The 24708-nt window shown below is 59.9% G+C and carries 28 protein-coding genes, 1 tRNA gene, 1 other RNA gene and 1 pseudogene; 12 read left to right on the top strand and 19 right to left on the bottom strand.

The window, feature by feature from the left end:
* Positions 1 to 87 precede the first annotated feature (87 nt).
* Positions 88 to 1659, bottom strand: a complete 1572-nt coding sequence (locus ACZLIF_RS04630; protein ID WP_478462374.1) for a MobA/MobL family protein — start codon at positions 1657 to 1659, stop codon at positions 88 to 90.
* A gap of 454 nt (positions 1660 to 2113) precedes the next feature.
* On the opposite strand from ACZLIF_RS04630, the gene ACZLIF_RS04625 reads away from it, so the two are divergent.
* The gene (locus tag ACZLIF_RS04625) at positions 2114 to 3052 is read left to right on the top strand and encodes a DNA-methyltransferase (RefSeq protein WP_128989844.1); all 939 of its coding nucleotides are present in this window, start codon (positions 2114 to 2116) and stop codon (positions 3050 to 3052) included.
* Entirely contained in the window at positions 3049 to 4119 is a 1071-nt protein-coding gene (locus ACZLIF_RS04620; protein ID WP_478462373.1) for a hypothetical protein, read from the top strand. The genes ACZLIF_RS04625 and ACZLIF_RS04620 overlap by 4 nt, the downstream gene beginning before the upstream one ends.
* A gap of 6 nt (positions 4120 to 4125) precedes the next feature.
* On the opposite strand, the gene ACZLIF_RS04615 is transcribed toward ACZLIF_RS04620, so the two are convergent.
* The 3 genes from ACZLIF_RS04615 to ACZLIF_RS04605 are packed head-to-tail and all read right to left on the bottom strand — an operon-like array spanning position 4126 to position 5471.
* A complete protein-coding gene (locus ACZLIF_RS04615) occupies positions 4126 to 4647 on the bottom strand; it encodes a hypothetical protein (RefSeq protein ID WP_478441595.1) in 522 nt (173 codons plus the stop codon).
* Positions 4648 to 4681: 34 nt separating this feature from the next.
* Positions 4682 to 4981: a hypothetical protein gene (locus tag ACZLIF_RS04610; protein ID WP_478462371.1), complete on the bottom strand. Its 300-nt coding sequence runs from the start codon at positions 4979 to 4981 to the stop codon at positions 4682 to 4684.
* Between the two features lie 10 nt (positions 4982 to 4991).
* Positions 4992 to 5471 carry a hypothetical protein gene (locus ACZLIF_RS04605; protein WP_478462370.1) on the bottom strand — a complete coding sequence of 160 codons (480 nt, stop codon included), beginning with the start codon at positions 5469 to 5471 and terminating at the stop codon, positions 4992 to 4994.
* A 97-nt stretch (positions 5472 to 5568) separates the two neighbouring features.
* Between ACZLIF_RS04605 and ACZLIF_RS04600 the strand changes: the two are divergent.
* From ACZLIF_RS04600 to ACZLIF_RS04590, 3 genes and pseudogenes are all read left to right on the top strand, one after another.
* Positions 5569 to 5724, top strand: a pseudogene (locus ACZLIF_RS04600) (helix-turn-helix domain-containing protein); the annotation flags it as partial.
* Entirely contained in the window at positions 5725 to 5901 is a 177-nt protein-coding gene (locus ACZLIF_RS04595; RefSeq protein ID WP_478462616.1) for a helix-turn-helix domain-containing protein, read from the top strand. It begins immediately after the preceding pseudogene.
* Between the two features lie 72 nt (positions 5902 to 5973).
* Entirely contained in the window at positions 5974 to 6510 is a 537-nt protein-coding gene (locus ACZLIF_RS04590; RefSeq protein WP_478462369.1) for a hypothetical protein, read from the top strand.
* Between the two features lie 226 nt (positions 6511 to 6736).
* Here the strand turns inward: ACZLIF_RS04590 and ACZLIF_RS04585 are convergent, their stop codons facing one another.
* Positions 6737 to 7915 carry a GIY-YIG nuclease family protein gene (locus ACZLIF_RS04585; RefSeq protein ID WP_478462368.1) on the bottom strand — a complete coding sequence of 393 codons (1179 nt, stop codon included), beginning with the start codon at positions 7913 to 7915 and terminating at the stop codon, positions 6737 to 6739.
* Between the two features lie 371 nt (positions 7916 to 8286).
* Here ACZLIF_RS04585 and ACZLIF_RS04580 point away from each other — a divergent pair, with 371 nt between their 5' ends.
* Entirely contained in the window at positions 8287 to 9027 is a 741-nt protein-coding gene (locus tag ACZLIF_RS04580) for a hypothetical protein (protein ID WP_478462366.1), read from the top strand.
* A 43-nt stretch (positions 9028 to 9070) separates the two neighbouring features.
* Here ACZLIF_RS04580 and ACZLIF_RS04575 read toward each other — a convergent pair whose 3' ends face one another.
* The 3 genes from ACZLIF_RS04575 to ACZLIF_RS04565 all read right to left on the bottom strand — a co-directional run bounded on the left by ACZLIF_RS04575 (position 9071) and on the right by ACZLIF_RS04565 (position 11249).
* A complete protein-coding gene (locus ACZLIF_RS04575; RefSeq protein ID WP_478462364.1) occupies positions 9071 to 9574 on the bottom strand; it encodes a hypothetical protein in 504 nt (167 codons plus the stop codon).
* Positions 9575 to 9608: 34 nt separating this feature from the next.
* Positions 9609 to 10697, bottom strand: coding sequence for a DUF4062 domain-containing protein (locus tag ACZLIF_RS04570; protein WP_478462614.1), 1089 nt, complete (start codon positions 10695 to 10697; stop codon positions 9609 to 9611).
* A 162-nt stretch (positions 10698 to 10859) separates the two neighbouring features.
* On the bottom strand, positions 10860 to 11249 hold the full coding sequence (locus ACZLIF_RS04565; RefSeq protein ID WP_231522218.1) for an H-NS histone family protein: 390 nt from the start codon (positions 11247 to 11249) through the stop codon (positions 10860 to 10862).
* Positions 11250 to 11770: 521 nt separating this feature from the next.
* Between ACZLIF_RS04565 and ACZLIF_RS04560 the strand changes: the two genes are divergently transcribed.
* Positions 11771 to 13162 carry a site-specific integrase gene (locus ACZLIF_RS04560; protein ID WP_478462362.1) on the top strand — a complete coding sequence of 464 codons (1392 nt, stop codon included), beginning with the start codon at positions 11771 to 11773 and terminating at the stop codon, positions 13160 to 13162.
* 293 nt (positions 13163 to 13455) lie between these two features.
* On the opposite strand, the gene ACZLIF_RS04555 is transcribed toward ACZLIF_RS04560, so the two are convergent.
* The 3 genes from ACZLIF_RS04555 to ACZLIF_RS04545 form a co-directional block, all read right to left on the bottom strand.
* Entirely contained in the window at positions 13456 to 14376 is a 921-nt protein-coding gene (locus tag ACZLIF_RS04555) for a Kiwa anti-phage protein KwaB-like domain-containing protein (RefSeq protein WP_231522216.1), read from the bottom strand.
* A complete protein-coding gene (locus ACZLIF_RS04550; protein WP_231522215.1) occupies positions 14373 to 14957 on the bottom strand; it encodes a hypothetical protein in 585 nt (194 codons plus the stop codon). The genes ACZLIF_RS04555 and ACZLIF_RS04550 overlap by 4 nt, the downstream gene beginning before the upstream one ends.
* A gap of 580 nt (positions 14958 to 15537) precedes the next feature.
* On the bottom strand, positions 15538 to 15855 hold the full coding sequence (locus tag ACZLIF_RS04545) for a DMT family transporter (protein ID WP_053519073.1): 318 nt from the start codon (positions 15853 to 15855) through the stop codon (positions 15538 to 15540).
* A gap of 300 nt (positions 15856 to 16155) precedes the next feature.
* Here ACZLIF_RS04545 and ffs point away from each other — a divergent pair.
* Positions 16156 to 16252: signal recognition particle sRNA small type (gene ffs, locus ACZLIF_RS04540), an RNA gene on the top strand.
* Between the two features lie 75 nt (positions 16253 to 16327).
* On the opposite strand, the gene ACZLIF_RS04535 is transcribed toward ffs, so the two are convergent.
* The 3 genes from ACZLIF_RS04535 to ACZLIF_RS04525 are packed head-to-tail and all read right to left on the bottom strand — an operon-like array spanning position 16328 to position 18230.
* Positions 16328 to 16717 (bottom strand): nuclear transport factor 2 family protein, encoded by a 390-nt coding sequence (locus ACZLIF_RS04535; RefSeq protein WP_053519070.1) that lies wholly within the window; start codon positions 16715 to 16717, stop codon positions 16328 to 16330.
* Positions 16714 to 17481, bottom strand: a complete 768-nt coding sequence (locus tag ACZLIF_RS04530; protein WP_128989870.1) for an MBL fold metallo-hydrolase — start codon at positions 17479 to 17481, stop codon at positions 16714 to 16716. Before ACZLIF_RS04530 ends, ACZLIF_RS04535 begins: the two co-directional genes overlap by 4 nt.
* Entirely contained in the window at positions 17481 to 18230 is a 750-nt protein-coding gene (locus ACZLIF_RS04525; protein ID WP_053519066.1) for a 3-deoxy-D-manno-octulosonic acid kinase, read from the bottom strand. The genes ACZLIF_RS04530 and ACZLIF_RS04525 overlap by 1 nt, the downstream gene beginning before the upstream one ends.
* A 20-nt stretch (positions 18231 to 18250) precedes the next feature.
* Between ACZLIF_RS04525 and ACZLIF_RS04520 the strand changes: the two genes are divergently transcribed.
* Complete coding sequence (locus ACZLIF_RS04520; protein WP_053519064.1) at positions 18251 to 19297, top strand: glycosyltransferase family 9 protein; 1047 nt, start codon at positions 18251 to 18253, stop codon at positions 19295 to 19297.
* Between the two features lie 46 nt (positions 19298 to 19343).
* Here the strand turns inward: ACZLIF_RS04520 and ACZLIF_RS04515 are convergent, their stop codons facing one another.
* Together ACZLIF_RS04515 and ACZLIF_RS04510 are read right to left on the bottom strand one after the other, a co-directional pair.
* Positions 19344 to 19748, bottom strand: coding sequence for a DUF6165 family protein (locus ACZLIF_RS04515; RefSeq protein WP_053519062.1), 405 nt, complete (start codon positions 19746 to 19748; stop codon positions 19344 to 19346).
* Positions 19749 to 19880: 132 nt separating this feature from the next.
* A tRNA-Ser gene (locus ACZLIF_RS04510) sits at positions 19881 to 19971 on the bottom strand.
* Between the two features lie 162 nt (positions 19972 to 20133).
* On the opposite strand from ACZLIF_RS04510, the gene ACZLIF_RS04505 reads away from it, so the two are divergent.
* Positions 20134 to 20838, top strand: coding sequence for a PP2C family protein-serine/threonine phosphatase (locus tag ACZLIF_RS04505; protein WP_053519060.1), 705 nt, complete (start codon positions 20134 to 20136; stop codon positions 20836 to 20838).
* A 35-nt stretch (positions 20839 to 20873) separates the two neighbouring features.
* On the opposite strand, the gene dnaQ is transcribed toward ACZLIF_RS04505, so the two are convergent.
* From dnaQ to ACZLIF_RS04490, 3 genes are read right to left on the bottom strand one after another with little or no spacing between them, the layout of a single operon-like run.
* A complete protein-coding gene (gene dnaQ / locus ACZLIF_RS04500; protein WP_053519058.1) occupies positions 20874 to 21605 on the bottom strand; it encodes a DNA polymerase III subunit epsilon in 732 nt (243 codons plus the stop codon).
* 4 nt (positions 21606 to 21609) lie between these two features.
* Positions 21610 to 22062: a ribonuclease HI gene (rnhA, locus tag ACZLIF_RS04495; RefSeq protein ID WP_053519056.1), complete on the bottom strand. Its 453-nt coding sequence runs from the start codon at positions 22060 to 22062 to the stop codon at positions 21610 to 21612.
* A gap of 13 nt (positions 22063 to 22075) precedes the next feature.
* Positions 22076 to 22720, bottom strand: coding sequence for a methyltransferase domain-containing protein (locus ACZLIF_RS04490; protein WP_053519054.1), 645 nt, complete (start codon positions 22718 to 22720; stop codon positions 22076 to 22078).
* A gap of 11 nt (positions 22721 to 22731) precedes the next feature.
* Here ACZLIF_RS04490 and gloB point away from each other — a divergent pair, with 11 nt between their 5' ends.
* Both gloB and ACZLIF_RS04480 read left to right on the top strand, forming a co-directional pair.
* Complete coding sequence (gene gloB / locus ACZLIF_RS04485; RefSeq protein WP_065175946.1) at positions 22732 to 23496, top strand: hydroxyacylglutathione hydrolase; 765 nt, start codon at positions 22732 to 22734, stop codon at positions 23494 to 23496.
* On the top strand, positions 23493 to 24698 hold the full coding sequence (locus tag ACZLIF_RS04480; RefSeq protein WP_053519050.1) for a lytic transglycosylase domain-containing protein: 1206 nt from the start codon (positions 23493 to 23495) through the stop codon (positions 24696 to 24698). Before gloB ends, ACZLIF_RS04480 begins: the two co-directional genes overlap by 4 nt.
* The last annotated feature ends 10 nt before the right edge of the window (positions 24699 to 24708 follow it).

The raw sequence follows: 24708 nt of genomic DNA, 5'->3' as shown, positions 1-24708 counted from the left end.
AAGCCCACTCGGGGCCCTACCTACCACTGAGTTTGCGAAACTGGAGGTTGGCTGAGGCCCCGGCTCACCGGGGCCTTCGCTTGCCTATCAATGCAACCGCACTCCGCGTTCCTTTGCCTGCTTCATTGCTAGCAAGCCATCAGCAGGAATGGTCGCTGCAGGAGCGTCAGTGGGCGCATCCCCCAACACTGGATATCTACGCAGCAACACTTCACTCCAATTCTCCAGCTGTGAGAGGGACTCATCTGTCTGGCTGTTGTAGTCCTTCTGAGCGGCGGGGCCAGTGGCCTCGTGAGCGCGTTGATACTCCAGGCGCCCAAGTTCGAAAGCCCGAACCCGGCGCGCCCGACGCCGCGACCAATCCGACCGATTCAAGAGGCCCGGCCTTGGGTTCTGGCTTTCGAAGTTCTCCAAGGCAAATTCTGCTTGGGCCAATAAGTGGTGGGCTCGATCTTCAGCTTTCAGCCTACGCTTGAAGCGTAGAGCGTCCCGCTTCAACTTCTTCAGTCGCACGAGCAGCTCTTCCAAGTCGCCACGGAGCCTGGGCGCTGCGACGTGAGTGGATATCAGAGCAGCACTGCTGCGGAGCAACCTGCGCGTAAATCTAAGCCGATCTCGCAGCGCCTCAATCCACGCCTCGCCCCAAATTTCTAACACAGCCTTCAACGCCTGCTTGGATGCGGTGGCCTGTGGCTGCCGCGCCTCGTCATCGGCAATCGCTTCAACTGGCAGACTTCCCTCCACCGCTTCAACCACAGGGCTCACCACGTCGGAAGACAGCATTGTTTGGATGGCAGGATGCGAAGGAGCCGCGCCCGGGCCGACCAAGATGGCTTGATCGGATGCCGGTTCCATCAATCTGCCCTGCTCCGCCAAGTCAGCGACGGCGCGATCCCAAGCAGCGCTGTTAGCCTGAGCAATTCCGTCATTGCCCTGCTTAAGGACTGTATCGGCACCTCGGCGATGAAGCGCCGTCGCGTCTTTGCCCATGTGAAGTCCTGGAGCACGGGAAAGCTCCGCTGCTGTGAGCTCATCCCCTTGCTCTGCGGCCTCCGCCGCTTGGTCCTTAAGGCTACGGTGATCGACACGGGCCGAGACACCTGCAGCAGCAAGATGGGCATTGATGGCCTGCCCTACCATCTGGCGAATCCATTCCACTTCCCCTCGACCTGAGGGGCCACCATCCAGCTCCCTGGTCTTGTCCTTCAGCCCTTCTGCGTCAACCCGCCGAGTCGTGGCCAGGATATGGACGTGATAGTTGAGGCCATCTGCCGTTTGCGGCTCATGGATGCTGGATTGGACAGCGAACCTGTAACGCTGGACCAGACAGCGCGATATTTCGGCCGCCAGGTCTGAACGCTGCTCATTGCTCAGTTCGTGTGGCAAGGCCACCTCGAACTCTCTAGCGACAGTGGCGTCCTTTCGGCGCTCTGAGGCCTCTGCTGCTGGCCAGAGCTGCCGAGGATCGAAAGCCCACTCGGGCGCTTCATCTGGCGCCAGACACCGGGTTTCGACAACGCCCCCTCGCCTTCGGTAGTCGTGCCGGAGACCGGTGCGCTCATCGATGATGAGCAGCCCCGCCCTGTAGGCAGCGGCGGCAGTGGATGCGTGCCCTTGGGCACGGCTGAACGTCTTTACTCTGGTGTGATAAATGGCCATTGATGCTCCTTGTTCTGGCCCCCGCACTCGCCTTTATGCCTACGATTTAGGCTTTGGCAAGCGCTTTTTTAGGGGGTCAAGGGGCACAGCCTCTTGCGCACGCATTGCCCAAAGGGCAATGCCTAAGTGCGCTCTTGCCTTTAAGGACTCACCCGCCAGAAATCATCAATGCATGTGCTTGCCAACTGCAGCGGGAACGCCCTGAGCCCACCAGGTCACGCATCCCGCCCTCGACAGTGGCCCGCTGTCCTTGCGGATCAGGCTGCACGGCAAGACGCGCGCAACACCAAAGCAAACAACAGCTCCATCAGCCGCGTAGCTCAACCAGCCCCCCCCACCCCCTTCCCTATCCCGCAAGCCAGTGGCCTAATAGGGAATAGGATGGCTTGGGCCGTCTCCTGGCATGAGACAAGGGAATTGGACAATGCCTCCGCTCCGTCCCACGAAGAAGCAGATGTCTACCGTCAATCGTACTAACAAGCCCTCGGCGCTCAAAGCAGCTGAGGCATCACGCGTTCACTTTCCGCATACGAATCCTACCAAGCACGCCGAGCTCTACTTGGCGGACGCTCTCCAGTGGATGGCCGAGCGCGAGGAATGCTCGATTCATGCAATTGTCACTGATCCGCCCTATGGCCTTGTCGAGTTCGACGAAAAGCATGTAGACAAGCTTCGTGGAGGGGCTGGGGGAGTCTGGCGCATTCCGCCATCCTTTGACGGGGCAAAGCGCGGCCCCTTGCCGCGTTTCACCACGCTGACGGCCAAAGACAGGGAGCGCCTTACGACGTTCTTTAAGGCGTTCGCATATCAGGCCGGACGCATTCTGGTGCCGGGCGGGCACATCGTGATTGCGTCAAACCCACTGGTATCGACCACCACATTTGCGGCGATTGAAACAGCTGGTTTTGAAAAGCGCGGTGAGCTGATCCGGGTTGTGAAAACCCTACGCGGCGGAGATCGACCGAAAGGACACGAGGAAGAATATACAGACGTGTCCGTGATGCCGCGCTCCTGCTGGGAACCATGGGGAATCTTTCGTAAGCCAATTGACCAACCTACGGTCGCCGCCAACCTACGCAAGTGGGGCACTGGTGGTTTCAGGCGCGTCTCTGAGGATGAACCTTTCAGGGATTTAATCGAGGTCGCTCCGGCCAGGGACCCGGAAAGGGCGCTCGCCCCGCATCCGTCTATAAAGCCGCAAAAACTAATGCGCTACATAGTTCGAGGCGTCCTCCCTCTCGGAAAGGGCATCATTTACGATCCATTTTCGGGCAGCGGCTCCACTTTGGCCGCTGCCAGTCATCTAGGGCTGAAGGCTCTGGGGACAGAGCGAGACCCAATCTACTTTGCGATGGCTTCCGAAGCCATCCAGAAGCTGGCGAAGCTGCCATGAATTCCAAGCAGATCACACCGGATCTCATTTTAACGGATGTTAAGGCGAACTTTTTTGGTGGCCAGAAGCGTAAGTTTCTTCCAGGCCTCCTAATCGCAATCATTCGCTTCTTGCGCAGACTGAACGCGACGGGAGGGAAATACTCAAGCCTGACGGAGTTCCACAAGGACTTCCCGCTCGTCACCCAGAAGAAAAATGGAGCTGGCGTAAACACCTTCACGGTCACTGTAGATGGAAAGGATCTGGCAATCCGGAAGGACTACGACGCAATCGCCAACTTCTTTCGGAATGACAACCATCGCTATGATTTCCCAAGCTCAGCACCACACGCGACCCAGGCTTGGCGAGACTACGTCTCATGGATTGAAGCCATTCTCTCGTTTAGCGACGACTCGCTGGACAAGCTTGAGCAGGACGTAATTGACTACGTTCTAGGAGCACTGCCATCTCAAGCAATTGACCCAACCACGGTCAAGCGAGATCCGCCGTTGTTCTTGCAATACTTACAGTCGTTTGACATGACCAGCCGCGCAGGTGAGCCGACTGGTGCTGCGTATCAGGGCACAGTGTTTGGCTATATCCGTGCTGATGCTCCGCATCTACAAGTCGAAGTCGGCAAGGTAAGGACGGGCTCCAAGCGCGAGAAGCGCGTCGGCGACATTGACGCCCGCGACGGCGAAAAGCTAGTCCTCTCTGCAGAGGTGAAGCAGTATGTCGTTGACGAAGATGACATTGGCGAGTTCAGTGAGTTCTCCAAGCTTATCTCCCAACACCAAGCACTAGGACTTGTCGTAGCGCTGGGTTTCAAGGGGGATGCTGCCAAGAACATCGCGAAAATGGGGTTGGAGCCACTTTCGAGAGACGATCTTATCGAGCGCGTTCGCATCTGGGATCCTCTTAAGCAGCGCATCGCAATTAGCGCGATCCTTTACTACGCCAACTTCAGGGAGCAGAACTCCGTACTTTATGAGCGGACTCGATCTTTCATAACGTCGTGTGAAGTCAGCAACCTTCCGATATCCCCGAAAGACCCAATCAACGCCGAAGCTGAGACAGCAGACGAGTAGGCGCGGTTAGGGCAACCAAGCCTTCATCCTAGCGAACCACTCATCTCGCTCGGCCTCATTGATCGCTGTGCTCCTGAGCCAGCGGTCAGAGTGACGCACGAAAGGAACCAGCCAGAGCGGATGAACAACGTCCCGAACCTGGACTTCCAGGCGATGGGTGACCACTCCTTTGTAGTTGTATTCCCCAGTGCGGATTGCGAGCACTTCAGATCGCCGCAGATAGCGCTCGCCCTTCCCAGGGTCCCGGACCCAGATGGCATCCCTGCCCAGGTCCAAGGCAATGTGATCATGGGATACCGTGGGTTCGAACTCTTCAGGCCTATGCTTCTTCAGTTTGGGCGTTCGGCGACGGAACAGCCACGGCAAACCCCACAACAGCGCAAGGGGCCAGAAGACCAGTTGCCCGAACAGCATCAGCCCGAAGACTGCCCCGTCAGCCGTTGTGCCGTCTTCGAACACCACACCGCACAGCCACCAGAGCGCGAGACCGGTGATGATCCAGCGGATTACCTTGAACAAGGTCCACATACAAGCTTCCTAGCTTTAGTTGGCGAGGCTTTGGTTAGCGACGGTCTACAACAGTCCAGTTGCCGCCAACTTTGTCGATAACGAACATGCCAACGAGCTGCTGCTGCTCAATGCGAGTGCCGATCTGGTAGCGGGCCGTTCCAGTGACACTGCACGCGTAGCCGGGACTGTCCCCACGCACGCAGTCTCCTACCTTCAAGTGCTCAAACGTCATCGTCGTTCCCGTCGCTTCCTTAAAATACACGGCCAAGGCCTTCTCAACATCGCCACTGCCGGGCCCACCAGAGCAAGCCACCAGCAGCGCTACGGCGGAAACCATCCAAAGCTTCTTCATATGTGTTCCTTCAGTCGATGAGCAAGCAGTGCTTGCCCGGGTTGAGGCTCGTGCCAGGGAGTACCTCCCAATCAATCAGTGCCCCTGCCTTGTTGATGACGATCACGATCTGGCTAGGCCGGGCGGATGAGTCTTCATCGCGCTCTCCCAGATAGGCCAAAACGACGGCATCCTTGAAGTCATAGACCTTGCCAAAGCCGATAACGCTTCGTGTATCCGGAGGCAGCAGAATGGGCTTGCCGTCCAGCTTGATAGCGCGCTTGTAGTCCCGGCCTTCCACAGGGTCGATGCGACCGATCCTGGTTCGCACGGGAGCGGTGGGAATCGCAGAGCCATGACCCGTGGCCCAGACGAACTCAGAGACCTTGGGATGCCCTACCCCGCCCGCACTGAACTGGCCGCTCTGCAGTTGGCAAGAGAGGCTCGGCGCAGCGTCGGCAGAAGCAGCGAACGCCAGAAGACCCAGAAATCCAAAGCACCTCATATCCATACGACAAGCTCTCCGACGATTATTTGCGTTGAACGCAAATGACCGGATAAGCTTAGATCGGCACACTTCTGGGAGTCAACGTCTTTGTTGTTCTCGGATGCCCGCCCCTCAACCTACGCCTACTGTTCTTGGCCAACGTCTTCGCGCCGCCCGTGTGGCTAAGGGGTGGACGCAGGCGCAGCTTGGGGAATTGCTTTTGGGCGTGGACGACCCGAACACGGTGGCTCCCCGCATCAGCCGTTACGAACGAGGCATGCACAAGCCCGATCTGGCGACCATCGAGAGACTTGCGGAACTGCTGGATCTTCCAGCGGCTTACTTTCTTGCTGCCTCCGACACAATGGCTGAAGCCATCCTGGTGCTATCGCAGCTTGATGCTAGGAAGCAGAAAGAAGCACTGGCACTGCTAAAGCAGCTTGCTGGGCCGTAGCCTTTCAACGCATGGGGTTAAGTAAGGAATTCACACCGATCTGCGTCCAGCACCTAGGAAGGAATCGCTACTATGAACTTGGCCAACGCTAAAGAATACATTTTCCTATTTGATGTGAAGTCCAAACAAGGACCGGTCAACGTCATCGGCATTCCACTGGACTCGTCCGCCGCCATCCAGGTGCATATCGGAGCCAATTCAGAAAAAGTGGCTTCGAATTTAGAAAAGTTCCAGCCAATATTGAAAAGCGACAGCAGTGAAAATGTCCTCAAAAGCCTCATCGAAGACAAATTTTTGTTCTGCTCCACAGTTGTAAAAATGTTTGACCCACAGTCAGCCGTTACTTTGTTCGAAATTTCGTGGCTAAACCGCGCCGGGCAGACGATTAAATCATTTTACAGGATTGCCATACAAAACCGAGACATCGTCATTACAGAAGTGGCGTCACTGGATGAAGCAGCCGGATTGACCAAGGCAGAAATAGCCCGATTCAACCTTGATCTTGTTCTGAGTCAGTCGCCACCTGAGGCCACCGAAAAACTCGCATCCCACGCCCAGGCGGCCCCGTCAGCTCGCCCCATCCAAGTTCATCGAAAACAACATCTTTGAGTGGTGCCCTTGCCACCTCTCTCCAGCGAGAAGGAGGCGGACTCGACTTACAAGATGCATCCTCGCCTTGATGAGGAAAGAGCTCATCTCCCTCTCGAAGGCGCGAAGCGCTTTCATTATCATTTTTGATGTAGAGCCTTCTTGACATGATTCACCAGTATTTTCTCAACGAACGAAAAATAGTCGAGATCCAACTCATGTCAAGTGACACAAACTCATAGCTTACTTACTTCAGCCGACCAACCCTTGCATAGGTCTTTCCGTCAACGACTTTTTCGACCCGCTCGGGACTGGATCCTATTTTTTTTGCAATATCGTTGGCCGAGACACCGCCTGAGGCCAGAAGCCTGATCTGAAGCACCTGGTCAACATTCAATCTGTCATCCCGACCGCAGATCACCTGCGACGCGTATTCAGGCCTCTGCCAAGCCTCAGCAATCCATGGCGCCGGACTCCCCTTTCGAGGATGGTCTTCCGCCCACTCTTCCAAGGCCCCCTCGACCTTGTCTGGAGTAGGCGTAACCCGCTCATCGAGCATTCGGTGCCGATGAAGATAGGCGATACCTGCTTTGCCGCCAGGGATCATGTTCAGGAGGCGGCTGTCGTCCCAGTGGCCTTGTACGAAGGTCTCCTCCAGGTCTTGTATCTGGTCAAGGCTAGACGCCACACCCATCACCTTGTGATGGACATAGGTCAAGGCGCGCTCCGCCATCCTTTCTCGGTAAACCCTGTGAAACTTGTGGCCTGAACCGCGCTGTATAGCGGCCCAGTGCTCCCTCCAACGCTTCTTCCAGTCTCGTGATGTGATGCCTATATAGAACGGGCCATCATTGGGGTATTCCGCCCCAGAGCCGAAGATATGTTGATAGAGCGTGTATTTTTGTTGCAAGAAACGCCCGGCGACTCCTCGCCTAAGCAGTGCAATAGGGGCTGTGAGCAACACTGAGGGGATCGCAACATCTTTCCCGCCTTCGTTAAACTTTCGCATAAGTTCAGCATCGGCACGCAACTCATCTGCCGAGGCATAGGACCGACCTTTCATCGTTTCGAAGACGTTGAGAGAAGGGTCAGCTACGACTTCAAAACAGAATTGGGGTTGAGCTATTGCCTTCGTTGAAGCCCCATCCTCGCTGACAAAGCGATGCCCCTCTCTGATCGCGTAGGTTGCAAAGGGAAGCTGGAAATAGCGCCATCGTTCCCTGTCTTTCATGGCAACAAGGTGGATGACCGGGTATCGCTTTTTCGCAGAAAATAGATGCAACGGATTGGCAACCAGCGTAGCCGTGCCGCGATCCCGGCGAACCGCTGACGCGAGCAACCTGTCAAAAGCAGCAAAGTGATCATGCAACTCGCTAGGGGCATAGTGCCTATAGGCTTGCCGATCCAAGATCACCTCAGTAGACATCCAAATTGCCCTCGCTGCGTTCTAAGCGCACTCACCAAGCTCCATCTCCAATCCATGTGAGTACTAAGCCAGGACCCAAACCAGCACTGGCAGCCTATTTTTCGATTTGTACCGCATGCCACGCCGTCATGCCAGTGACCATCCCGGCACCTATCTAGAATGCGTTCCCCGGCCTCCCTTTCCAGGGAATCGATTGTCTGATCTCAAGTTGTGAGATAGCGCCGCTGTAGTCTCGCGCTCGACCACATCCTGAACAGACAGGCATGACATCGATTAGCGCGCTTTCACTTTCTTCGATCCCGACAAATATGGCGGATTGGTGGCTTGAACACCCCCCGACTGTGCGCCTATACCTCGGAGGAGCCGCGTGTATGCTCCTGAGCATCGCGCTCTTCCTCCATGACCCCAGATCGCTGGCTTCCGATGTCGCGACGTATGCAGGATGCGCACTGCTAGCATCTGCTTTCCTAACGGAGTGCTACTACTGGACCGTCGAGAGACTCAACTACCCCCTGATGAAACTGGCCATCACCGTATTGGGTGTTGTGACCCTCGCGGCTGCAACAGGGGTAAGCAAGATCACGGTCAACGATGCTACGGGTCAAGATCCGTCCTATTTCACCAGCGCAGTGGCGCTGTTGGTCCCGCTTTCGTTTGTCCCCGTTGCCGCTGCCCTCGTTATCGTCTTGGGGACTTTCGGGGTGATCATCGGTCTTGTCTGGGGACTAGGAAAGCTCGGCACGACCTCATCCAAGGTCCGCGATCTGGATTTGGTTCTCACTCTGACCAGAATCATCTCTGGCTTTGTGATCGTCGTAATCGCCAGCGCACTTCTAAATAGCTCATCCTTCATCTACCCATCAATGCGGTGGGTGGCCAGCCACAGCGCGCTCTTTTTCGACATGTATGAAGGATCCGGATGTTCTGCTGACGTGCGAGACCGTGTCGGGCGTGTAAATGATGATCTTGTAGTCATCGGTCGAATGACAAATTCGGGACCGCAATTCATGAGGGCGAGCTGCCCCTTGGGGCCACAAAACACGGTCCTTGCGCCCTATCCACCAGAGGCTGAGAAGCGCATAGAGCGCGAATCAATAGAGGATCGGCGTTGACGAGCAGCCCTGCAGAGGTGGAACTGCTGTGACCACCGCACTTCTAAGAAGCCGCGACATCCAGAATCCGGCCCAGACTGACATACGGCCTCTCTGCATGGCACAGCTCCACGCTCCAGTTCGGAAAACGCTTAAACCTGTTGCTTGGCGGCTGAACTTGTTCTCCGCCCTTAAAAAGAAAAGCGAAGTGATCGATATCGCCCCAGTGGTCCTTCTCGCCACCAACAATCACTAGACCATCGGGCGAGATGACCAATGAGCCAGGCAACTGCCCATCTGCCTGCGGCAGAACGCCAGGTTCGATTGCTGCGAACCAACCAAATGGTTCCGCAAAAGTCAGGTAGGTGGACACGCCTTCTGGCGCCCTAACAATCGAGCCTGCATGCTCGCCCTGAAGAAGCACTAGGACTTTTTCTTTACGCTCGCCTTCGAGATCTTGAGCCTGCCGCTCCCCCATGAAGGCCCATTGCTGCCGGAAGAGGAAAAGGCTGCCTGGCTTGAGCTCACTGACGGCCTTCTCCGTAAAAGCTTGCGCTGCTATGACCATTGAGCCTACTCCTCCATAGTTAGATCTAGCTTGATCAGTCCTGATTCCAGCGTCGCCTCAGCAGAACGACAAAGTCCTCGATCACACGACGCGCATCCATCGACAGCACCTGCCTGACTTGGTGCGCGGGAGCCAGGAATACAGGCTCCTCATGCTCACCTTGTCGCCATGGAAATTGTCCCGAATTGGGGCTCGCATCATGCTCCGCCCTGGTGCGCCACGCGCCGCCACCATCCCCACTGAGCCTGACGGCTGGCACGATGTGAGTGATTCTCTCAGTTGGATCTATCCGCGACAGCAGCCATGCCGCATATCCAACAGCGCTGGCTAGTTTGCTAGCTACGTCTTCTTCCAACACCACGGGCAGCCCCATCCCACGCGTGGGAGGCGGCACCGGAAGGCTGATCAACAGATCACCGTTTGGCCAAAGGCGCACCGATGCCCCAGACCTGTGGCCGTCCTCTTGGTCCACAACGAGCGCCTCACCTTCCAACCGAGATCGGCTACCGGCCGCCCTATCAAAGATTGGGTGACTGCCAAAGAGTGCGCTCTGCTGCATCTCCGCAATCAGGGACGGGGCCTCCATCTCTGCAGGTCGAAGGATGGCTGAGACGGGACCGCTGGCTATTGCCAGCTGAAGCGTATTCGCCCCATACCCCCTCTCCAGCGCAGGAAGGAGCCTAGTCGCCCTGGCCTTCAACTCTTCAGGATTCAGTGGCGCTACGGCATGCGCCAGCTCGTGCCGATGAATGGCGCGGGTTACCTTGTCTTCCAAGTCCTCTGGGGACGTAAATTCCTGTCGGAAAAGCCCTCCCTCCCAACCTCCGACTTCATTGATCAAAGCAACCTGACTGTCTTCCGGCTGAGCACCTGCCTGCAGGAAGACGAGGATCGGCTTCCGGTTTCGCGCTTCCAGAATCTCTTCGTGAGTAGCCGAGACCCCGCCCGCCTGGGGCACACCGTAGCGAGGCCCCAAGACCAAGATCACCAGATCGGATTCCCGCACTCCGCCAAGGCAAGCGACCTGGGGGGAGCTAGGCCTAGCGCCGAAGTCCTCCGCCATAATGGGACCGTGCCCCAGCCTCTCGACGGCACGCTTCACAGCGGCTCGTTCGGCTTCCATCCCGGAAATTAACGAACTAATGAAAACCTTCATCTCGACACCCCAGATACGACGGTTGAGCGCCAGCGTTAAGCCGGACCAAGAGCCAAGACTCCATTAGACGATGAGGCGGTCTCCCAAGATGAGACAGCAGGGGCGCTAAGCTGCCCCTGCTTGGATGAATTATCCAGGGAAAGCCGGGAACTTTTCGTTGGGATGGGAAGCCTTCCAAGTTGTGTAAGCGGAAGTCCCTTCCCATGCAGCGAAGGCGCGAGGGGTCCTACCCCGGCCGCTCCAGGTTTCGCCCGTATGTGGGAGCCAATACTTGGGCGCGACTTCCTTCTTCACACCTCCCGCCTTCTTAGGGACATCCGTCGCCAGCATGTTGACGATCTCGGCGCGCTGCTTCGCAGAGAAGCTCTTACCGTATTGGGAAACGAGGTTGGCGACCTCCGCGAAGGCATCAGCGGCCTGCTCTTGGAGAAGCTGAACTTCCTGTTCCTCAAGCTTGCGCAGCTCTTCAGCAAGCTTGGCTTTAGCAGAGGCAATTGAATCGAGTGACGGCTTGGTCATTCTTAAAAAACCTGAGTTTGGAATAGACGGAGTGGCGGGAACCAGGAAGCGCTTTGAAACACCCGCGCAACCATCCCGGCCAGCAATGACAAGTTACGACTTCTACACGCCACAAACAACTCCACAGACGCAGTATAAGGAACTGCACACGCCCGCAATGTCAGCTGAGCAGTCGAGTTGCCTAATAACGTCACAGACCAAAACCACGGGATGGGCGAATATATTTATGTGACCGACATCCCAATGCCTAAATGCCAATAATGTAAGAAAAGTACACTTAGGCATCAACTTTAGTGAAATTAAACACTATAGAAAGCTATCCCACGCCAGCAGCTCCACCGCCAAATATTTATTTCCTTTCAACAACTTACTCTCAGCTATTGGGTAACTTAGCACTCGCCTACTGGCAGGATTGCCACCCATGACTAGGCATCACCTGAGCAGAAAAAATGGTCTATTTTACAAATTGACGAAAGCTTTCCCTGCCCTATCAAGGTTTCATCTTACTGATAGGAAGCAACATGAAAGAAGAGCTAGAAAAGAGAATTGAAGACTACGTTCGGCAACCCTTTGGTCTGCTGGAAGTTGGGTGCATCCGCATTGGGCGCCACGAATTCAAAGACATCCGCGTCCAAGGACGAGAATCTGCGATCCAACTGCAGGAAATGCTCAACTCCGCCTCGGATCGATCCAGGCGCAACCGGCTGCGAAAGGACGGCACTCGATACTACTCTGAGATGCCAATCGGGGCACCAGCGCGCCTGCTGTCGTCAGAGATCGATGACTACCTCCAGTACATGGAACACAGGGGCTTGCGCAGTCGAACAATAGACGCAAATGCCCGGTCTCTAGCACTGCTCATGATCGTGACTGGAGACATCCCGGTATCAAGGATCGACACCAAGCACATCCACAAGTTCTGGCAGTTGATGCAATGCGCCCCACCAAGCCTGGCGACTACACCGCGACTTCAGCAGCTTAGTGCCGATGAGCTGATCAAGCTCGGGCGGCAGATGGGCGCACCTGTACCAGCCCGGGCGACGCTAGAGCTACATCGTCGCTTCCTGGCCACCTTCTTCAATGGTCTAGTGAAGGCTCAGGCTATCCCGCACTCTCCCCTAAGCGCATTCCCATCCATCAAGAAAGACCTGATAGAAGAGACAGATAGGTCTGAACGTCTGCTTGGCGAAGACGATCTGCAGAAGATCTTCAATCCTGACAGCTTCCTGCCGTGGGCCATGAAGTTCCCGCATCGATGGTGGTGTCCGATGATCGGCCTTTACACCGGGGCCCGCATCAACGAAGTCGCTCAACTCAAAGTCGCCGACATCGTCCAAGAACAGGGCATGTGGTGCATAGCCTTCCGGAAAACCGTCGATGCCGATCTCGCCAACGCATCAGGAGCGAGAAGTCGCCAGACGCTGAAAGGTAGATCAGCCATACGCACCATCCCGATAGCCGAGCCCTTACTCGCTGCTGGCTTCCTGGACTATGTAGCGGACATCAAGTCCACAGGACACCCTAGGCTCTTTCCCAACCTCTCGGCTGGCATCAGTAGGAAGACTGGGGAGACAAACGCTCGGTATAGCCAGGCGCTGCTTAATCAATTTGGCACCTACCTCAAGCAACTCGGCTTCCCGAAAGGTGTCGGGTTTCATGCATTTAGACACACACTGGCGACAGCATTGGACAACCTGGGAGTGCGCACGGAGGACGTAGCGCTGATCACCGGACACTCCGTCGTGAAGACAGCACCCGTCCTGCAGGCATCCTACTATCACACCAAGCCCGACTGCGTTCGAGCTAGGCAGAAGGCAGCCCTTGATCTCTACAAGCCGCCAGTGGAACTGCCTATATACACCAGAGGTCAGTTCAGAGACCGGATTGGCTGGGGAGCAAAGTTATATCCATAGCGATATAACTTCCAGTGCGCCCGGCATCACGCTTCTGCTATGCCATTCAGGCACATTGTCTCTTGGATGATGATCTCGCAAAACGTAGGCAAGCTGTCAGTGCCTTCCCTTCTGAATCAATAGGAGGTTGCGGGCAATAGCGACTTTCCGCATGCTTGTTAGCCAAGAAGTAGACGATTAGACGGGCTATATTTAGCTATTTAGCGGGCCGACACAAAAGAAGCCCCGCCGAGGCAGGGCCAAAAATTCCGTAGCCGAATCTACGTTGCTACGTCTTCGGTTGGCCACTCAGCCTATTTTACTGGAATACCGTCAGGAACGTCATACATGATATCGGTGATTTCACTAACAAGGCGGTGATCTAACAGCAATGTCATGATGACCTTGGCGGTCTCTGCGGTCGGGATAATTTTCCCCGCCTTATCGAAAGCGACGCCCCACTTTCGCTTCGTCGCAACAGTCTTGAGCGCCTTCAAATATTTTGGATTGGAATAGAGATTCTTGTCCTGAATCACCGTCATCCTCTTTAGATGCGTTCCATTCTCGCCAACATAGTCCAACAGCGGTTGCATGTCAGTAAAGAGAGCGGAGAAGGCAGGTTCCAACTTCAGCTTTTCGAACGCCTGAGCATAACCAGCTCGATACTGCATCATTGACTCAAAGCCCTTCTTGTTCGACACCAAAAGAACACCATCCAAGGCAAATATGTCAAAACGGGGCTCAAGAGTGAACTCATCACCCGCTACGGCCGACAACTGACCGTTCTTAAAAATGGCATTAATTACATTTTTCTTTATATATACCGGCTTCCACGTCATCGGAGTACGTCGCGTGGCGTAGAGGGTCTGCCCGTCCTTTACAAACTTCACCAAGTAGCCGACAGCGCCCTTGAGCTTCTTAAGATCATTAGTCGCATGGTCGGACTCCGGCTCGTCAACGAGATCCTTTAGAACCTGAAAGTCGGTATCACCAACAGCAATAGTCAGGCATCCATCATCGGTGGGCTGAGAGAGATGCCCATATGGAATCCACTCGTTAATTCGGGCTCTCTCATTTTCCGCAAAACCCTTGAGAGCATTATCTAGGACTGGATCCGTCTTGATGTAGTACGCCTTGAATTTCTTCGTACCAGCGCTCCTCTTAAAAACCCAAAGGAACACGCTTGACCCGGCGAGGTCAAATGCCTTGAGGCTTTTCAATGCCAAATCGCTCATGGGTCCCCCATCAAATATACTTCCTGAACATCCTCAATAAGCTGCTTGCCAGGCAACAGCTTTCCTTGCTTCAACGCGCGCACCGTCTTATGGACCTGTTTCCCACCGACAGCAATATCAACCTCATACAGTCGCCAGCCGAAAGCAATCAACACGGGGTTCATCAGAATCTGCCCCGATCTATACGTAATCAAGAACAAGAGTACAAGAAATACGAAGAATCCCGCCAACTTCTGTGGGTCTCCGTAACTCAACCCCATGAATGATACAACGTAGGGGAAAACATAATTAATCAGGTCATTCGGAACGGGCTTCGCGGACAGAACTTCAGCTTCAGTCTTCATTCGGACGGCCTTCATGGAATACATCGTCAGCCACAGTGCGACTGATGTAACCACTATTGCTGCCAAGGATGCCCAAGGGTGCTCAAAGATCTGAAGTTCGCAATCAAACTGCCCTCCCCAACCACATATGGGTTCTCCCCACAGCGCTTTTTTGATGTCTTGCGCCGCCAGGACAAAGGCCAGCGGGGCATATGACCCTAGAAAAAGCACTCCTGCTGACCACATCCGAAATTGCATTCCGGTATTTCCTTCTAGTCCACCCCTCTGTTGCCAAGCATAGACCGGCCTCGTCTCATCGACCGAGAACTCCGCCGGGTCAAGGACGCCAGCTAAAGATATCCATTGATTAGAGGCCCTCATAGACAGCGGCTCGCCTGCCGGAATCTTTAGGACGGCCCAATCCGACGAACTCCAGGCCGTCCCCTGCTCGCATCATGGGGCGGACTTGAGTAGTATCCGGGACACACCACAGGACACAAATCCGGTTTGTGGACGCCTCCGGAGCTAGGCGGGACGGTCAAGGTACTGTTTCCCCCTCTCTCCGCCAGATGAATGAAAAAGCCGCCCAACGGGCGGCTTTTTTATTTGTCTGGTGGAGAGCATCGGGGTGAGACGCCTCGCCGGGGTTCGACGGATCTGCAGGAGCAGATCCGGACCGCCGAAGGCGGGTCCCGAAGCGCAGCGCGCAGGGATCGGGTGCAGGGATGCACCCGACAATCACCCTCTCCCCGCCAGATGAACAAAAAAGCCGCCCATCGGGCGGCTTTTTCATTTGTCTGGCAGCCGGGGTCGGTTGTCCAGGAAACTGCGCCCCATCTCAGCTGCTGGATAGCTTCATCAGCACCAGCCCCGACACGATCAACACCGCCGCGCCGATCCGCATCGGGCTGACCTGTTCACCCAGGAACACGATGCCGACCACGAAGGCACCGACCGCGCCGATGCCTGTCCAGATCGTGTAAGCCGTCCCCAGCGGCAGGCTGCGCATGGCCACGGCCAGCAGCCAGAAACTGGCGATCATGCCGGCGAGGGTGACCAGGGTGGGAGTGAGCCTGGTGAAGCCTTCCGATTGCTTCATCGACACGGCCCAGACGATTTCCAGCAGGCCAGCGAACAACAGATAGATCCAGGCCATGACGGCCCTCCTCTTGGCAGGGCCAGGCCGTCCTGGTCATTGATTCCCGATGCGGGGGAGGTCGTTCCTCCTGGCCCGGGATTCTAGCAACGCCCGCGCCGCCCGGCCGCGAATACGCGCCGCGGGTTACAGCAGATTCAGCGCATGGCGCTGGCGTCGATACGCATGCCTGCGCTAGAATGCGCGCCTGCCATCGGCCAGCCGATGTGCAGTCCGGCTGTGGTCTCCGGCGCACCCTGCGCTGCTTCCCCTGATCCGTGAACAGGCCGCCTCCGGGCGGCCAACGTCTCTATGGTGGCCCCGTCGGCCCCTCGCGACGCTAGGTCGAAAACCCCGCCAGGGCCGGAAGGCAGCAACGGTATCGATCGACGCGGGCGCCGAGGTCAGCCGGCGGGGCCATCGCCTTTCTGGCAGTGCCGCGCTCTGGTAGAGGTCAACCCTGGTTGGCCCCCTCGCTGGGCGTGGCCCGGCGCTACCGTGCTTCGGGCGTCCCTTGATGGAATACCACCCGCCACCCCTGCCCATGCCTGCGCCACAACGAACTGCGCAGCACCCAGCGTTGCGGCTGGCCATCCAGGTGGTAGCGGCTGCGATAACGCACCTGGGCCAGGTCTGGTGCCAGCAACGAGACCGCGTACTGCTCCGATTCGATCTGCACCTGCGCCCGCTCCAGCGGAATCTCCGCCAGCGCAGCCGCACGGCCATAGCACTGGCCGGAGCTGCCGATCTCGCTGAAATCCTCATCCAGCAGTTCCGACAGCCGCGCGCGATCACCGCGCACCTGCGGGGTGTGCAGCGCGCGTTCCAGATGTTCCAGCTCGGCCGCCAGCGCCGCGTCGGCAGGCTGGCCAGAGGTATTCACGGCGGATCCTGCGCCAGCACGTGCGGCGCGGTCGGGGTCGCCAGCGGCACGCACTGGCCCGGCTGTGCCACGCGGTGTCCGCGCGCGGCCAGCGCAGCACCATCGGCCACGCTGGCGTAGTGGTACAGCATCATCCGCGCCTGCAGCTCAGCGCTGTACTCGCGCTCCAGATCATCGACCCCGGTATGCGATGGATTGCCGTGCAGGCCGCAGTCGTGGGCGATCAGCTCGTTGTCACTGGCGTACCGCGCCAGCACCTCCGGGATCGGCCGGGTATCACCGCTCCAGGTCAGCGCGCCCTGCAGGCGCAACCCATAGGCGGTCTCCGGCCAGTGGTGGCGTGCCGGGAATACTTCCAGGCGCACGCCTTCATGCCAGAACGCGTCGCCGACCACGACCAACTGGAACGCATCCCAGAAATTGGCACCGCCCTCGGCCAGCACATTGGGGTAATCGCCGATGCGCCTGTGCAGCAGCGGCACCACGGTGGCCGGCACATACAGGCGCACCTTCCCACGCCGCTGCGCGTTGAAGTAGGTATCCACGAACAGCCGCTCGAAACCGGCCACATGATCCAGGTGGACGTGCGTGATGAACAGCGCCTGCGGCATGTGGCCGTAGTGCGCCTTGAAGGCGGTCAGGCCTTCCCCGCCACAGTCGATCGTCAACCACGGCCGACCTTCGCGCTCGATCACCGACATCGGTGATCCCAACTCGACCGCCGACGCATTGCCGACGCCGAGGAAACGCAACGACCAGTCCATCAGGTGCCCCGGTTCCAGGCCATGTCATAGGCGCGGCGCAGCCGCGCGTAGTCCTTCTGCACGTCCTCTACGCTGCGCTCGCCGCGCAGCTTGATCAACGAGCGCAGCAGGCGCTTGAGGTTGCGCTCCCGCCAGGCGGTGGCCGGAATGCGGATGACGCCACGATCGAAGTCGATCAGCCAGCCATGGCCGTTGCTGTCGAACAGGATGTTGTGCGCGTTGAGGTCGGCATGGTCCAGGCCGGCACGGTGGAAGCGGGCGATCAGCCGACCGGTCTCTTCCCACGGCGCGCCACGTCCGGCAACCAGCGCGCGGTCGGCCAGCGAACGCACCCCTTCGATCCGTTCCATCAGGATCGCCGCCCGGTAGCGCATGCCCTGCCGCATGTAGAAAGCCGCCACCGGCCGGGGAACCGGCAGCTTCAGCGCGCGCAGGGCCCGCATCAGCCGGAACTCGGCAAAACTGCGGGTCCGGTCGGCGCCCCGCCACAGGTACTGGTCGTGGCTGATCCTGGCCACCAGGCCACCGCGCAGATAGTGGCGCAGCACGCTGGGGCCGAACGGCGCGTCGACGAACCAGGCGCTGCCACGTCCCCCTTCGCCCACCGGCCGGGCCCGGCTGCCCCAGTGCTGGGGAGAGAACAGGCCGATGTCGGCTTGCCGCAGGCGCTCGCGGTCGAACAGAATGGCCCCGATGCCGCGACCCTCGCGGCATGGCGTCAGCGCTTCATTGGCGTCGAATGCGACCATTTCTTTGAGTCTAACAACACATGGCATCAGCGTCCTCATCCTTGTGCCTTCTGCGCCTGTCCGCACTTGGCGATGTCACCCACGTGGTGCCCCTGGTGCGTACGCTGCAGGCCGCACGCCCGGACACGCCGATCCACTGGATCATCGACAAGGCCGGGCAGAAGTTGCTCGAGGGTCTGCCGGGCGTGACCTTCCACGCCTACGACAAGAAGAGCGGCATGGCCGGCGTCAAGGAGCTGCGCAAGCAGCTGCCACCGGGGCGCTTCGAGGCGCTGCTGCAGATGCAGGTGGCCTTCCGCGCGAACCTGCTGTCGGCGTTCATCCCGGCCGAACGCCGCATCGGATACGACCGCAGCCGCTCGAAGGACCTGCATGGGTTGTTCATCAACGAACGCATTCCGGACCGCCCCGGCATCCATGTGCTGGATGCGATCGGCAGCTTCTGCGAGCCGCTGGGCCTGCGCCAGACCGACGTGAGCTGGGACCTGGCCGTGCCGCAGTCCGCCTTCGAGTGGGCCGCGGCGCAGTGGCAGGATGATGGCCGGCCGGTACTGATGATTTCGCCCTGCTCCAGCCACGTCCGCCGCAACTGGTACGCCGACCGCTACGCGGCCGTCGCCAACCATGCTACGCAGCGCGGCTGGCAGGTGGTGCTGTGCGGTGGCCGCAGTGAACTGGAACGCAGCATGGCCGACGCGATCCAGGCCCAGCTGCACACGCCGGCACTGGACCTGGTCGGCAAGGACACGCTCAAGCAGCTGCCTGCGCTGCTGGCACGCGCCAATCTGGTGATGACACCCGATTCGGGACCGATGCATATCGCCAATGCCATGGGAGCGAAGGTGCTGGGCCTGCACGCGGCCAGCAACCCGCACCGCAGCGGCCCGTATTCGGATCGCCGCTACTGCGTGGACCGCTATGACGACGCCGCACGCAAGTATCTCGGCAAGCAGGCCGCCGACCTCAAGTGGGGCACCAAGATCGAGTTCGATGATGTGATGGAACTGATCACGGTCGAGGACGGCATCGCCGCCTTCGAACGTTACGTGACGGACCACCTCACCTGAGTCGATGGATCATCGGTAGCGCCGGGCCACGCCCGGCGGATCCATCTCACCCACGCTGTGCGTAATCCTGGTACGACTTCTCTTCCACGTAGGCAGAGCCCAGTGCCAGGTTGATCGCCTTCTTGATGCGCGCACGCTCGTCGTTGCGCAGATACACACTGCGTGCAAGGTCGATGAAGCCCTGGTCGAACGCCTGCGCCTTCTCCTTCAGGCGGATGTCGTCCTCGATGTCCCACAACTGCTCGTTGACGGCCTTGAGTTCACCGCGCAGCTTGGCGATGTCCTTGACCGCGGCCGGGTGCGCCATCCAGGTCTGCTCCAGCGCCGACAGCTCCTTGCGCACGTTGGCCAGCTTGCCCTCGTCGCTGATCCGCTCGGACTTGATCTGCAGGATCGAAATCTTGTCGAGCAGTTCGCCAAAGGACACGGGAACGAGGATTTCAGCAGTCATGGGGGAGCTCCAGCAGGTGATGCGTACATGTTAACCCGCAGCACCCCGAGGGGAGATCCATTGCCGCCCCGCAGCGCGCGCGGCCAGCCGGACAACGAAAAAAGCCGCCCGGGGGCGGCTTTCTTCTTCATCTGGCGGAGAGGGGGGGATTCGAACCCCCGAGGCGCTATAAACGCCTGCCTGATTTCGAGTCAGGTACATTCAACCACTCTGCCACCTCTCCGGGTGGTCCCCGGCGAACCGGGGACGCGCATCATACGAGGAAGTGAGGCTGCCGACAAGTCTCCGGGGCGCTGCGGCGCGATTTTCCTGCCGCCATGCCTTGCCGGATGCCGGTCACGCCGTGATGATGCCCTCTCCCCCGCTCTACCCCGCCCCGCACACCATGATCGAATTCGGACATCTCACCCATCCCGGCCTGCGCCGCGAGCTCAACGAGGACACCTATTACGGTGACAGCGAGCTGGGCGTGTGGCTGGTGGCCGATGGCATGGGCGGGCACGCCTGCGGCGAGGTCGCCAGCGCGCTGGCGCGCGAAGCCATCGTCCGCGAGATCCGCCGCGGCGCCTCGCTGGAGCAGGCCATCCGCACGGCCGACGAAGAGATCATCCGCGCCTCGCGGCGACGCAACGATACGCTTCCGATGGGCACCACCGTGGTCGCTGCGCGCGTGCAGGGCAATCGCTACGAAGTGGCCTGGGTCGGTGACAGCCGGGCCTACCTGTGGCGCGACGGCCAGCTGGCCCAGCTCAGCCAGGATCACAGCGTGGTGCAGGAACTGGTCACGCAGGGCAACCTGACCGCGGAGCAGGCGCGCGCGCATCCGCACCGCAATGTGGTCACCCAGGCGCTGGGCGTGACCGATCCGGCGCACCTGAACGTGGCCACCACCCGTGGCGAACTTCGTCCCGGCATGCAGCTGCTGCTGTGCAGCGATGGCCTGACCGAGGAAGTCGATGATCGTGGCATCGCCCGCACGCTGGCCTTCGACGACGCCAGCGCACAGGAATGCGTAGATACGCTCGTCGCCGCCGCGCTGGATGGCGGCGGCCGCGACAACATCAGCGTGATCCTGGTCCGCTGCCACTGAGCCAGCGGACCGCACGCGCACCCTGCGCCGAGGGTCTACGCGCTGGCGGGCTCTTCCACCTTCGGGCCGTCCCACAGCGCATGACCGGCCTTCTTGCGCAGGCGTTCCAGTCGCGCGGCGTGCGCTTCACGTTCCGATGCGGTGGCGACCACGCGCGGACGCGGCAGCAGCTTGGCAGCATCGAACGCCTGCAGCACCGCGCCACCCGCGCCGGCCTCGTCCTCGCCCAGGCCGAAGCCGATCTCTTCCTGCCCTGACGTCAGCGCGATGTAGACATCGCCCAGGATCTGCGCATCGAGCAGGCCGCCGTGCAGTGCACGGTGCGAATTGTCCACGCCCAGCCGCTTGCACAGCGCATCCAGCGAGTTGCGCTGGCCCGGGAAACGCTCGCGCGCCATCGCCAGGGTATCGATCACGGTGCAGCGATCGGTGATCTTCCCGTACTGCGGCCCCAGCAGGGACAGCTCGTTGTCGAGGAAACCCAGGTCGAATGCCGCGTTGTGGATGATCAGCTCGGCGCCGTCGATGAACGCCAGGAACTCGTCGGCGATCTGCGCGAACTCGGGCTTGTCGGCCAGGAAGTCCAGGGTCAGGCCGGTGACTTCCTGCGCGCCCTGTTCGAACTCACAGTCCGGCTTGATGTACTGGTGATAGTTGTTGCCGGTGGGGCGACGCTTGAACAGCTCCACGCAGCCGATTTCGACGATGCGGTTGCCCTTCTTCCACTCCAGGCCGGTGGTTTCGGTATCGAGGATGATCTGACGCATGGGCTCAGTTTACCGGGCTGGCATCGCGGATCTGGATGGCGGCATTGCGCGCCAGCGTATCGACGCGTTCATTGTCCGGATCGCCGGAATGCCCCTTCACCCAGCGCCAGTCGATCTGGTGCCGCAGCGTGGCCGCATGCAGCCGCTCCCACAGCTCGCGGTTCTTCACCGGATCACCTCCGGCGGTCTTCCAGTTCTTGCGGATCCAGCCCGGCATCCATTGGGTCAGGCCCTGCCGCACATACTGGGAGTCGGTGAACAGCACGATGTTGCAGGGCTCGGTCAGCGCCTCCAGGCCGGAAATGGCCGCCATCAGTTCCATCCGGTTGTTGGTGGTATGCGCTTCGCCGCCGCTCAGTTCACGCTCGTGGTCCTTGTAGCGCAGCAACGCGGCCCAGCCGCCGGGACCGGGATTGCCGAGGCAGGATCCGTCGGTATGGATTTCGATGGTTTTCAATACAGCTCCAGAATCAGGTAGCAACGGTGCCATGCCAGCGCACCGGCAGCGGTGTCGGCCCGGGCAGGGCCAACGTACGTTTTTCGGCATGGAACAGGCAGGCCGCGCGCAGCGGGGCCCACCCCCCGCGGCCACGACTGCCGGCGCCCTGCCAGAGCGGGCCCAGGTAGCGCATGTCGTCGCAGTCCAGCCCGTGACGACCCAGCAGCTGGCGGATCCGCTGCGGCGTACGCACCGTCAGGCCATGCTGGCGCCAGTGGGTGCGGAACGGACTGAACGGATTAAGGCTGCTCAACCACAGATGGCCGCCGGGCATCAGCACCCGCTCGCACTCGTCAAGCAGCTGGTCGGCATCAGCGGCCGTCACGTGCTGCAGCACGATGGCATTGACGCTTTCGGTGGCCAGCGGCAGCGGCAGACCGCAGCACGCATCGCCGGCATAGCGGCCGCCATTGCGGTACAGGCGCAGGCCGCGCCCGCCCGGCTGCGCATCTTCCAGCCAGGCAGCGCTCGGCGCGATCCACATCCAGGGCTGTGCGGGCAGCACCGACAGCTGTGGCAACAGCAGTTGCCGCTCCAGCACGCGCAGGGCCGCCGCCGGCTCGCTGTCGAACCACGGGGCCAGGCTCGCTTGACGGGTGCTCTGCAGCGCGGGCATGGTCCAATTCTATGCGACTGACTGCCCTGCCCGCATTTGCGGACAACTACATCTGGGTGCTGATCGATGATGAAGGCGCTGCCATCGTCGTCGATCCCGGTGATGCCGCGCCGGTGCTCGCGCTGGCCGAACAGGGCCTGCGCGTGGATACCATCCTGCTGACCCATCATCACGACGACCACATCGGTGGCGTGCCGGCCCTGCGTGCCCGTTTTCCCAGCGCGCGGGTGGTCGCACCGGTGGAGGAACGCATCACCACCGCCACCGAACGCGTCGGCGAAGGTGAACGCGTTCAGGCACTGGGCCGGACGTTCCACGTACTATCCGTGCCCGGGCATACCCGCAGCCACATCGCGTTTCACACTGCTGAACATCTTTTCAGCGGAGATTCGTTGTTCAGCCTGGGCTGTGGACGCCTGTTCGAAGGTACGCCGTCCCAGCTGCTGGCATCGATGCGCACGCTGGGTACCTTGCCTGCACGACTGCTGCTTTGTTGTGCCCATGAGTACACCGTGTCAAATGCCGTCTTCGCGCGGCATGTCGACCCCGCCAACGCTGCCCTGCGGCAGCGCCAAGAGGAGGCTTTGGCCATGCGCCGCGATGACCGTTCCACCCTGCCGGTAACCCTGGCCAACGAACTGGACTGCAATCCGTTCCTGCGTGTGCACACCGCGCCGATCCGCGCGGCGGTGTCGGCGCACCTGGGGCGCGACGTCGTTGACGATGTCGATGTCATGGCCGGTCTCCGGCATTGGAAAGACGGCTTCCGCGCATGATGCGCCGAAGTCTGCCGCTGGCCCTGGGCATCGCTCTGGGGCTGGCTGGAACCGCAGGCGCGCAGTCGCTGGGCGCTGGCATCGGCCAGAATCTCACCGCCGCTGCTGCGTTGCCCTTGGATGCCTCTTCGCTGCCACCTGCATCGGTGCGCAATGGCCAGGAGATCTTCTCCAGCTTCCGCGATGGCCTGGCTGAACCCACCTGCGACGCCGAGGCCACCAGCCCGCGCTGGCAGAAGCAGTTCGCGCACGCCCCTTCGCGCCTGGCCAACCAGGATGACGATGCACTGGTCCTGTTCGGCTATGTGGTCGAAGAACTGCGCAAGGCCAACCTGCCGACCGAATTCGCGCTGATCCCCTTCGTGGAAAGCGGCTACCGGCCCAATGCCCGCAATGGCAGCGGACCGACCGGGTTGTGGCAGTTCATCGCCACCACCGCCCGCAACCATCGCGTGCCGATGGCCAACGGCTACGACGGCCGCCTGTCGGCGGTGGATTCGACCCAGGCCGCGGTGCGCTACCTGAAAACCCTGCACGGCATGTTCGGCGGCGACTGGCGGCTGGCCACCATGGCCTACAACGCTGGCGAATATCGCGTGCTGCAGGCGCTGCGCAAGGCGGGCATGAATGCGCAGAACGCCACGCCATCGGCCCTGCCCGGCCTGTCGCCGGTCACCTATGCCTACGTCGAGAAGCTTCACGCCCTGGCCTGCGTGCTGGAAGACGTGGAAGAACAGCCGGGCGTCATGGCCTCGCTGGACCGCACCGTGCCGGTGCTGAAGGATCATGCCCTGCCGGCCGGCACCAGCGTCCAGCAGTGGGCCGCCCAGCGCTCACTGGACCCGGCACGCATCGCCCGCCTGAATCCCGCCCTGGCCGCCGGTGGCCGCCCCACGGGCACCACCCGGGTGCTGGCCCCTGTCGCAGCGGCGACCGCCGACGTGGTGGACAGCACGACGGCGCTGGCGGCCTCGGTTTCGCCCACCTCTGCCCCCGCTGCCTCGCCAGCGCCGCAGGTTGCCCGCACCGTCGCCGCCGCCGTCGACCGTCCGCGCAGCCGTCGGCATACGGTGCGCAACGGCGAGTCGGCCTGGACCATTGCCCGGCGCTACGGCATGCCGGTCAAGGCGCTGCTGTCGCTGAATGGCCTGAGTGGCAGCAGCGTGCTCAAGCCGGGCGCGGTGCTTCGCCTGGAAGACTGACCGGCGCACA

The sequence above is a fragment of the Stenotrophomonas sp. 2201_Sma genome, from assembly GCF_056486685.1.
The sequence above is the reverse complement of the archived record's forward strand: the minus strand, read 5'-3'. Positions and strand labels throughout refer to the sequence as shown.

Bases quoted from the DNA above. Each gene is read 5' to 3' on its own strand.
- ACZLIF_RS04565 (WP_231522218.1), bottom strand. From the start codon at position 11,249: ATGACCAAGCCGTCACTCGATTCAATTGCCTCTGCTAAAGCCAAGCTT.
- ACZLIF_RS04505 (WP_053519060.1), top strand. From the start codon at position 20,134: ATGATCGAATTCGGACATCTCACCCATCCCGGCCTGCGCCGCGAGCTC.
- ACZLIF_RS04615 (WP_478441595.1), bottom strand. From the start codon at position 4,647: ATGTGGACCTTGTTCAAGGTAATCCGCTGGATCATCACCGGTCTCGCG.
- ACZLIF_RS04585 (WP_478462368.1), bottom strand. From the start codon at position 7,915: ATGTCTACTGAGGTGATCTTGGATCGGCAAGCCTATAGGCACTATGCC.
- ACZLIF_RS04480 (WP_053519050.1), top strand. From the start codon at position 23,493: ATGATGCGCCGAAGTCTGCCGCTGGCCCTGGGCATCGCTCTGGGGCTG.
- ACZLIF_RS04550 (WP_231522215.1), bottom strand. From the start codon at position 14,957: ATGCAATTTCGGATGTGGTCAGCAGGAGTGCTTTTTCTAGGGTCATAT.
- ACZLIF_RS04605 (WP_478462370.1), bottom strand. From the start codon at position 5,471: ATGGATATGAGGTGCTTTGGATTTCTGGGTCTTCTGGCGTTCGCTGCT.
- ACZLIF_RS04580 (WP_478462366.1), top strand. From the start codon at position 8,287: ATGCTCCTGAGCATCGCGCTCTTCCTCCATGACCCCAGATCGCTGGCT.
- ACZLIF_RS04590 (WP_478462369.1), top strand. From the start codon at position 5,974: ATGAACTTGGCCAACGCTAAAGAATACATTTTCCTATTTGATGTGAAG.
- ACZLIF_RS04625 (WP_128989844.1), top strand. From the start codon at position 2,114: ATGTCTACCGTCAATCGTACTAACAAGCCCTCGGCGCTCAAAGCAGCT.
- ACZLIF_RS04610 (WP_478462371.1), bottom strand. From the start codon at position 4,981: ATGAAGAAGCTTTGGATGGTTTCCGCCGTAGCGCTGCTGGTGGCTTGC.
- ACZLIF_RS04620 (WP_478462373.1), top strand. From the start codon at position 3,049: ATGAATTCCAAGCAGATCACACCGGATCTCATTTTAACGGATGTTAAG.
- ACZLIF_RS04630 (WP_478462374.1), bottom strand. From the start codon at position 1,659: ATGGCCATTTATCACACCAGAGTAAAGACGTTCAGCCGTGCCCAAGGG.
- ACZLIF_RS04530 (WP_128989870.1), bottom strand. From the start codon at position 17,481: ATGGACTGGTCGTTGCGTTTCCTCGGCGTCGGCAATGCGTCGGCGGTC.
- ACZLIF_RS04555 (WP_231522216.1), bottom strand. From the start codon at position 14,376: ATGAGCGATTTGGCATTGAAAAGCCTCAAGGCATTTGACCTCGCCGGG.
- ACZLIF_RS04545 (WP_053519073.1), bottom strand. From the start codon at position 15,855: ATGGCCTGGATCTATCTGTTGTTCGCTGGCCTGCTGGAAATCGTCTGG.
- gloB (WP_065175946.1), top strand. From the start codon at position 22,732: ATGCGACTGACTGCCCTGCCCGCATTTGCGGACAACTACATCTGGGTG.
- ACZLIF_RS04560 (WP_478462362.1), top strand. From the start codon at position 11,771: ATGAAAGAAGAGCTAGAAAAGAGAATTGAAGACTACGTTCGGCAACCC.
- ACZLIF_RS04490 (WP_053519054.1), bottom strand. From the start codon at position 22,720: ATGCCCGCGCTGCAGAGCACCCGTCAAGCGAGCCTGGCCCCGTGGTTC.
- ACZLIF_RS04515 (WP_053519062.1), bottom strand. From the start codon at position 19,748: ATGACTGCTGAAATCCTCGTTCCCGTGTCCTTTGGCGAACTGCTCGAC.
- ACZLIF_RS04520 (WP_053519064.1), top strand. From the start codon at position 18,251: ATGGCATCAGCGTCCTCATCCTTGTGCCTTCTGCGCCTGTCCGCACTT.
- ACZLIF_RS04595 (WP_478462616.1), top strand. From the start codon at position 5,725: ATGCACAAGCCCGATCTGGCGACCATCGAGAGACTTGCGGAACTGCTG.
- ACZLIF_RS04575 (WP_478462364.1), bottom strand. From the start codon at position 9,574: ATGGTCATAGCAGCGCAAGCTTTTACGGAGAAGGCCGTCAGTGAGCTC.
- ACZLIF_RS04570 (WP_478462614.1), bottom strand. From the start codon at position 10,697: ATGGAAGCCGAACGAGCCGCTGTGAAGCGTGCCGTCGAGAGGCTGGGG.
- ACZLIF_RS04525 (WP_053519066.1), bottom strand. From the start codon at position 18,230: ATGGTCGCATTCGACGCCAATGAAGCGCTGACGCCATGCCGCGAGGGT.
- dnaQ (WP_053519058.1), bottom strand. From the start codon at position 21,605: ATGCGTCAGATCATCCTCGATACCGAAACCACCGGCCTGGAGTGGAAG.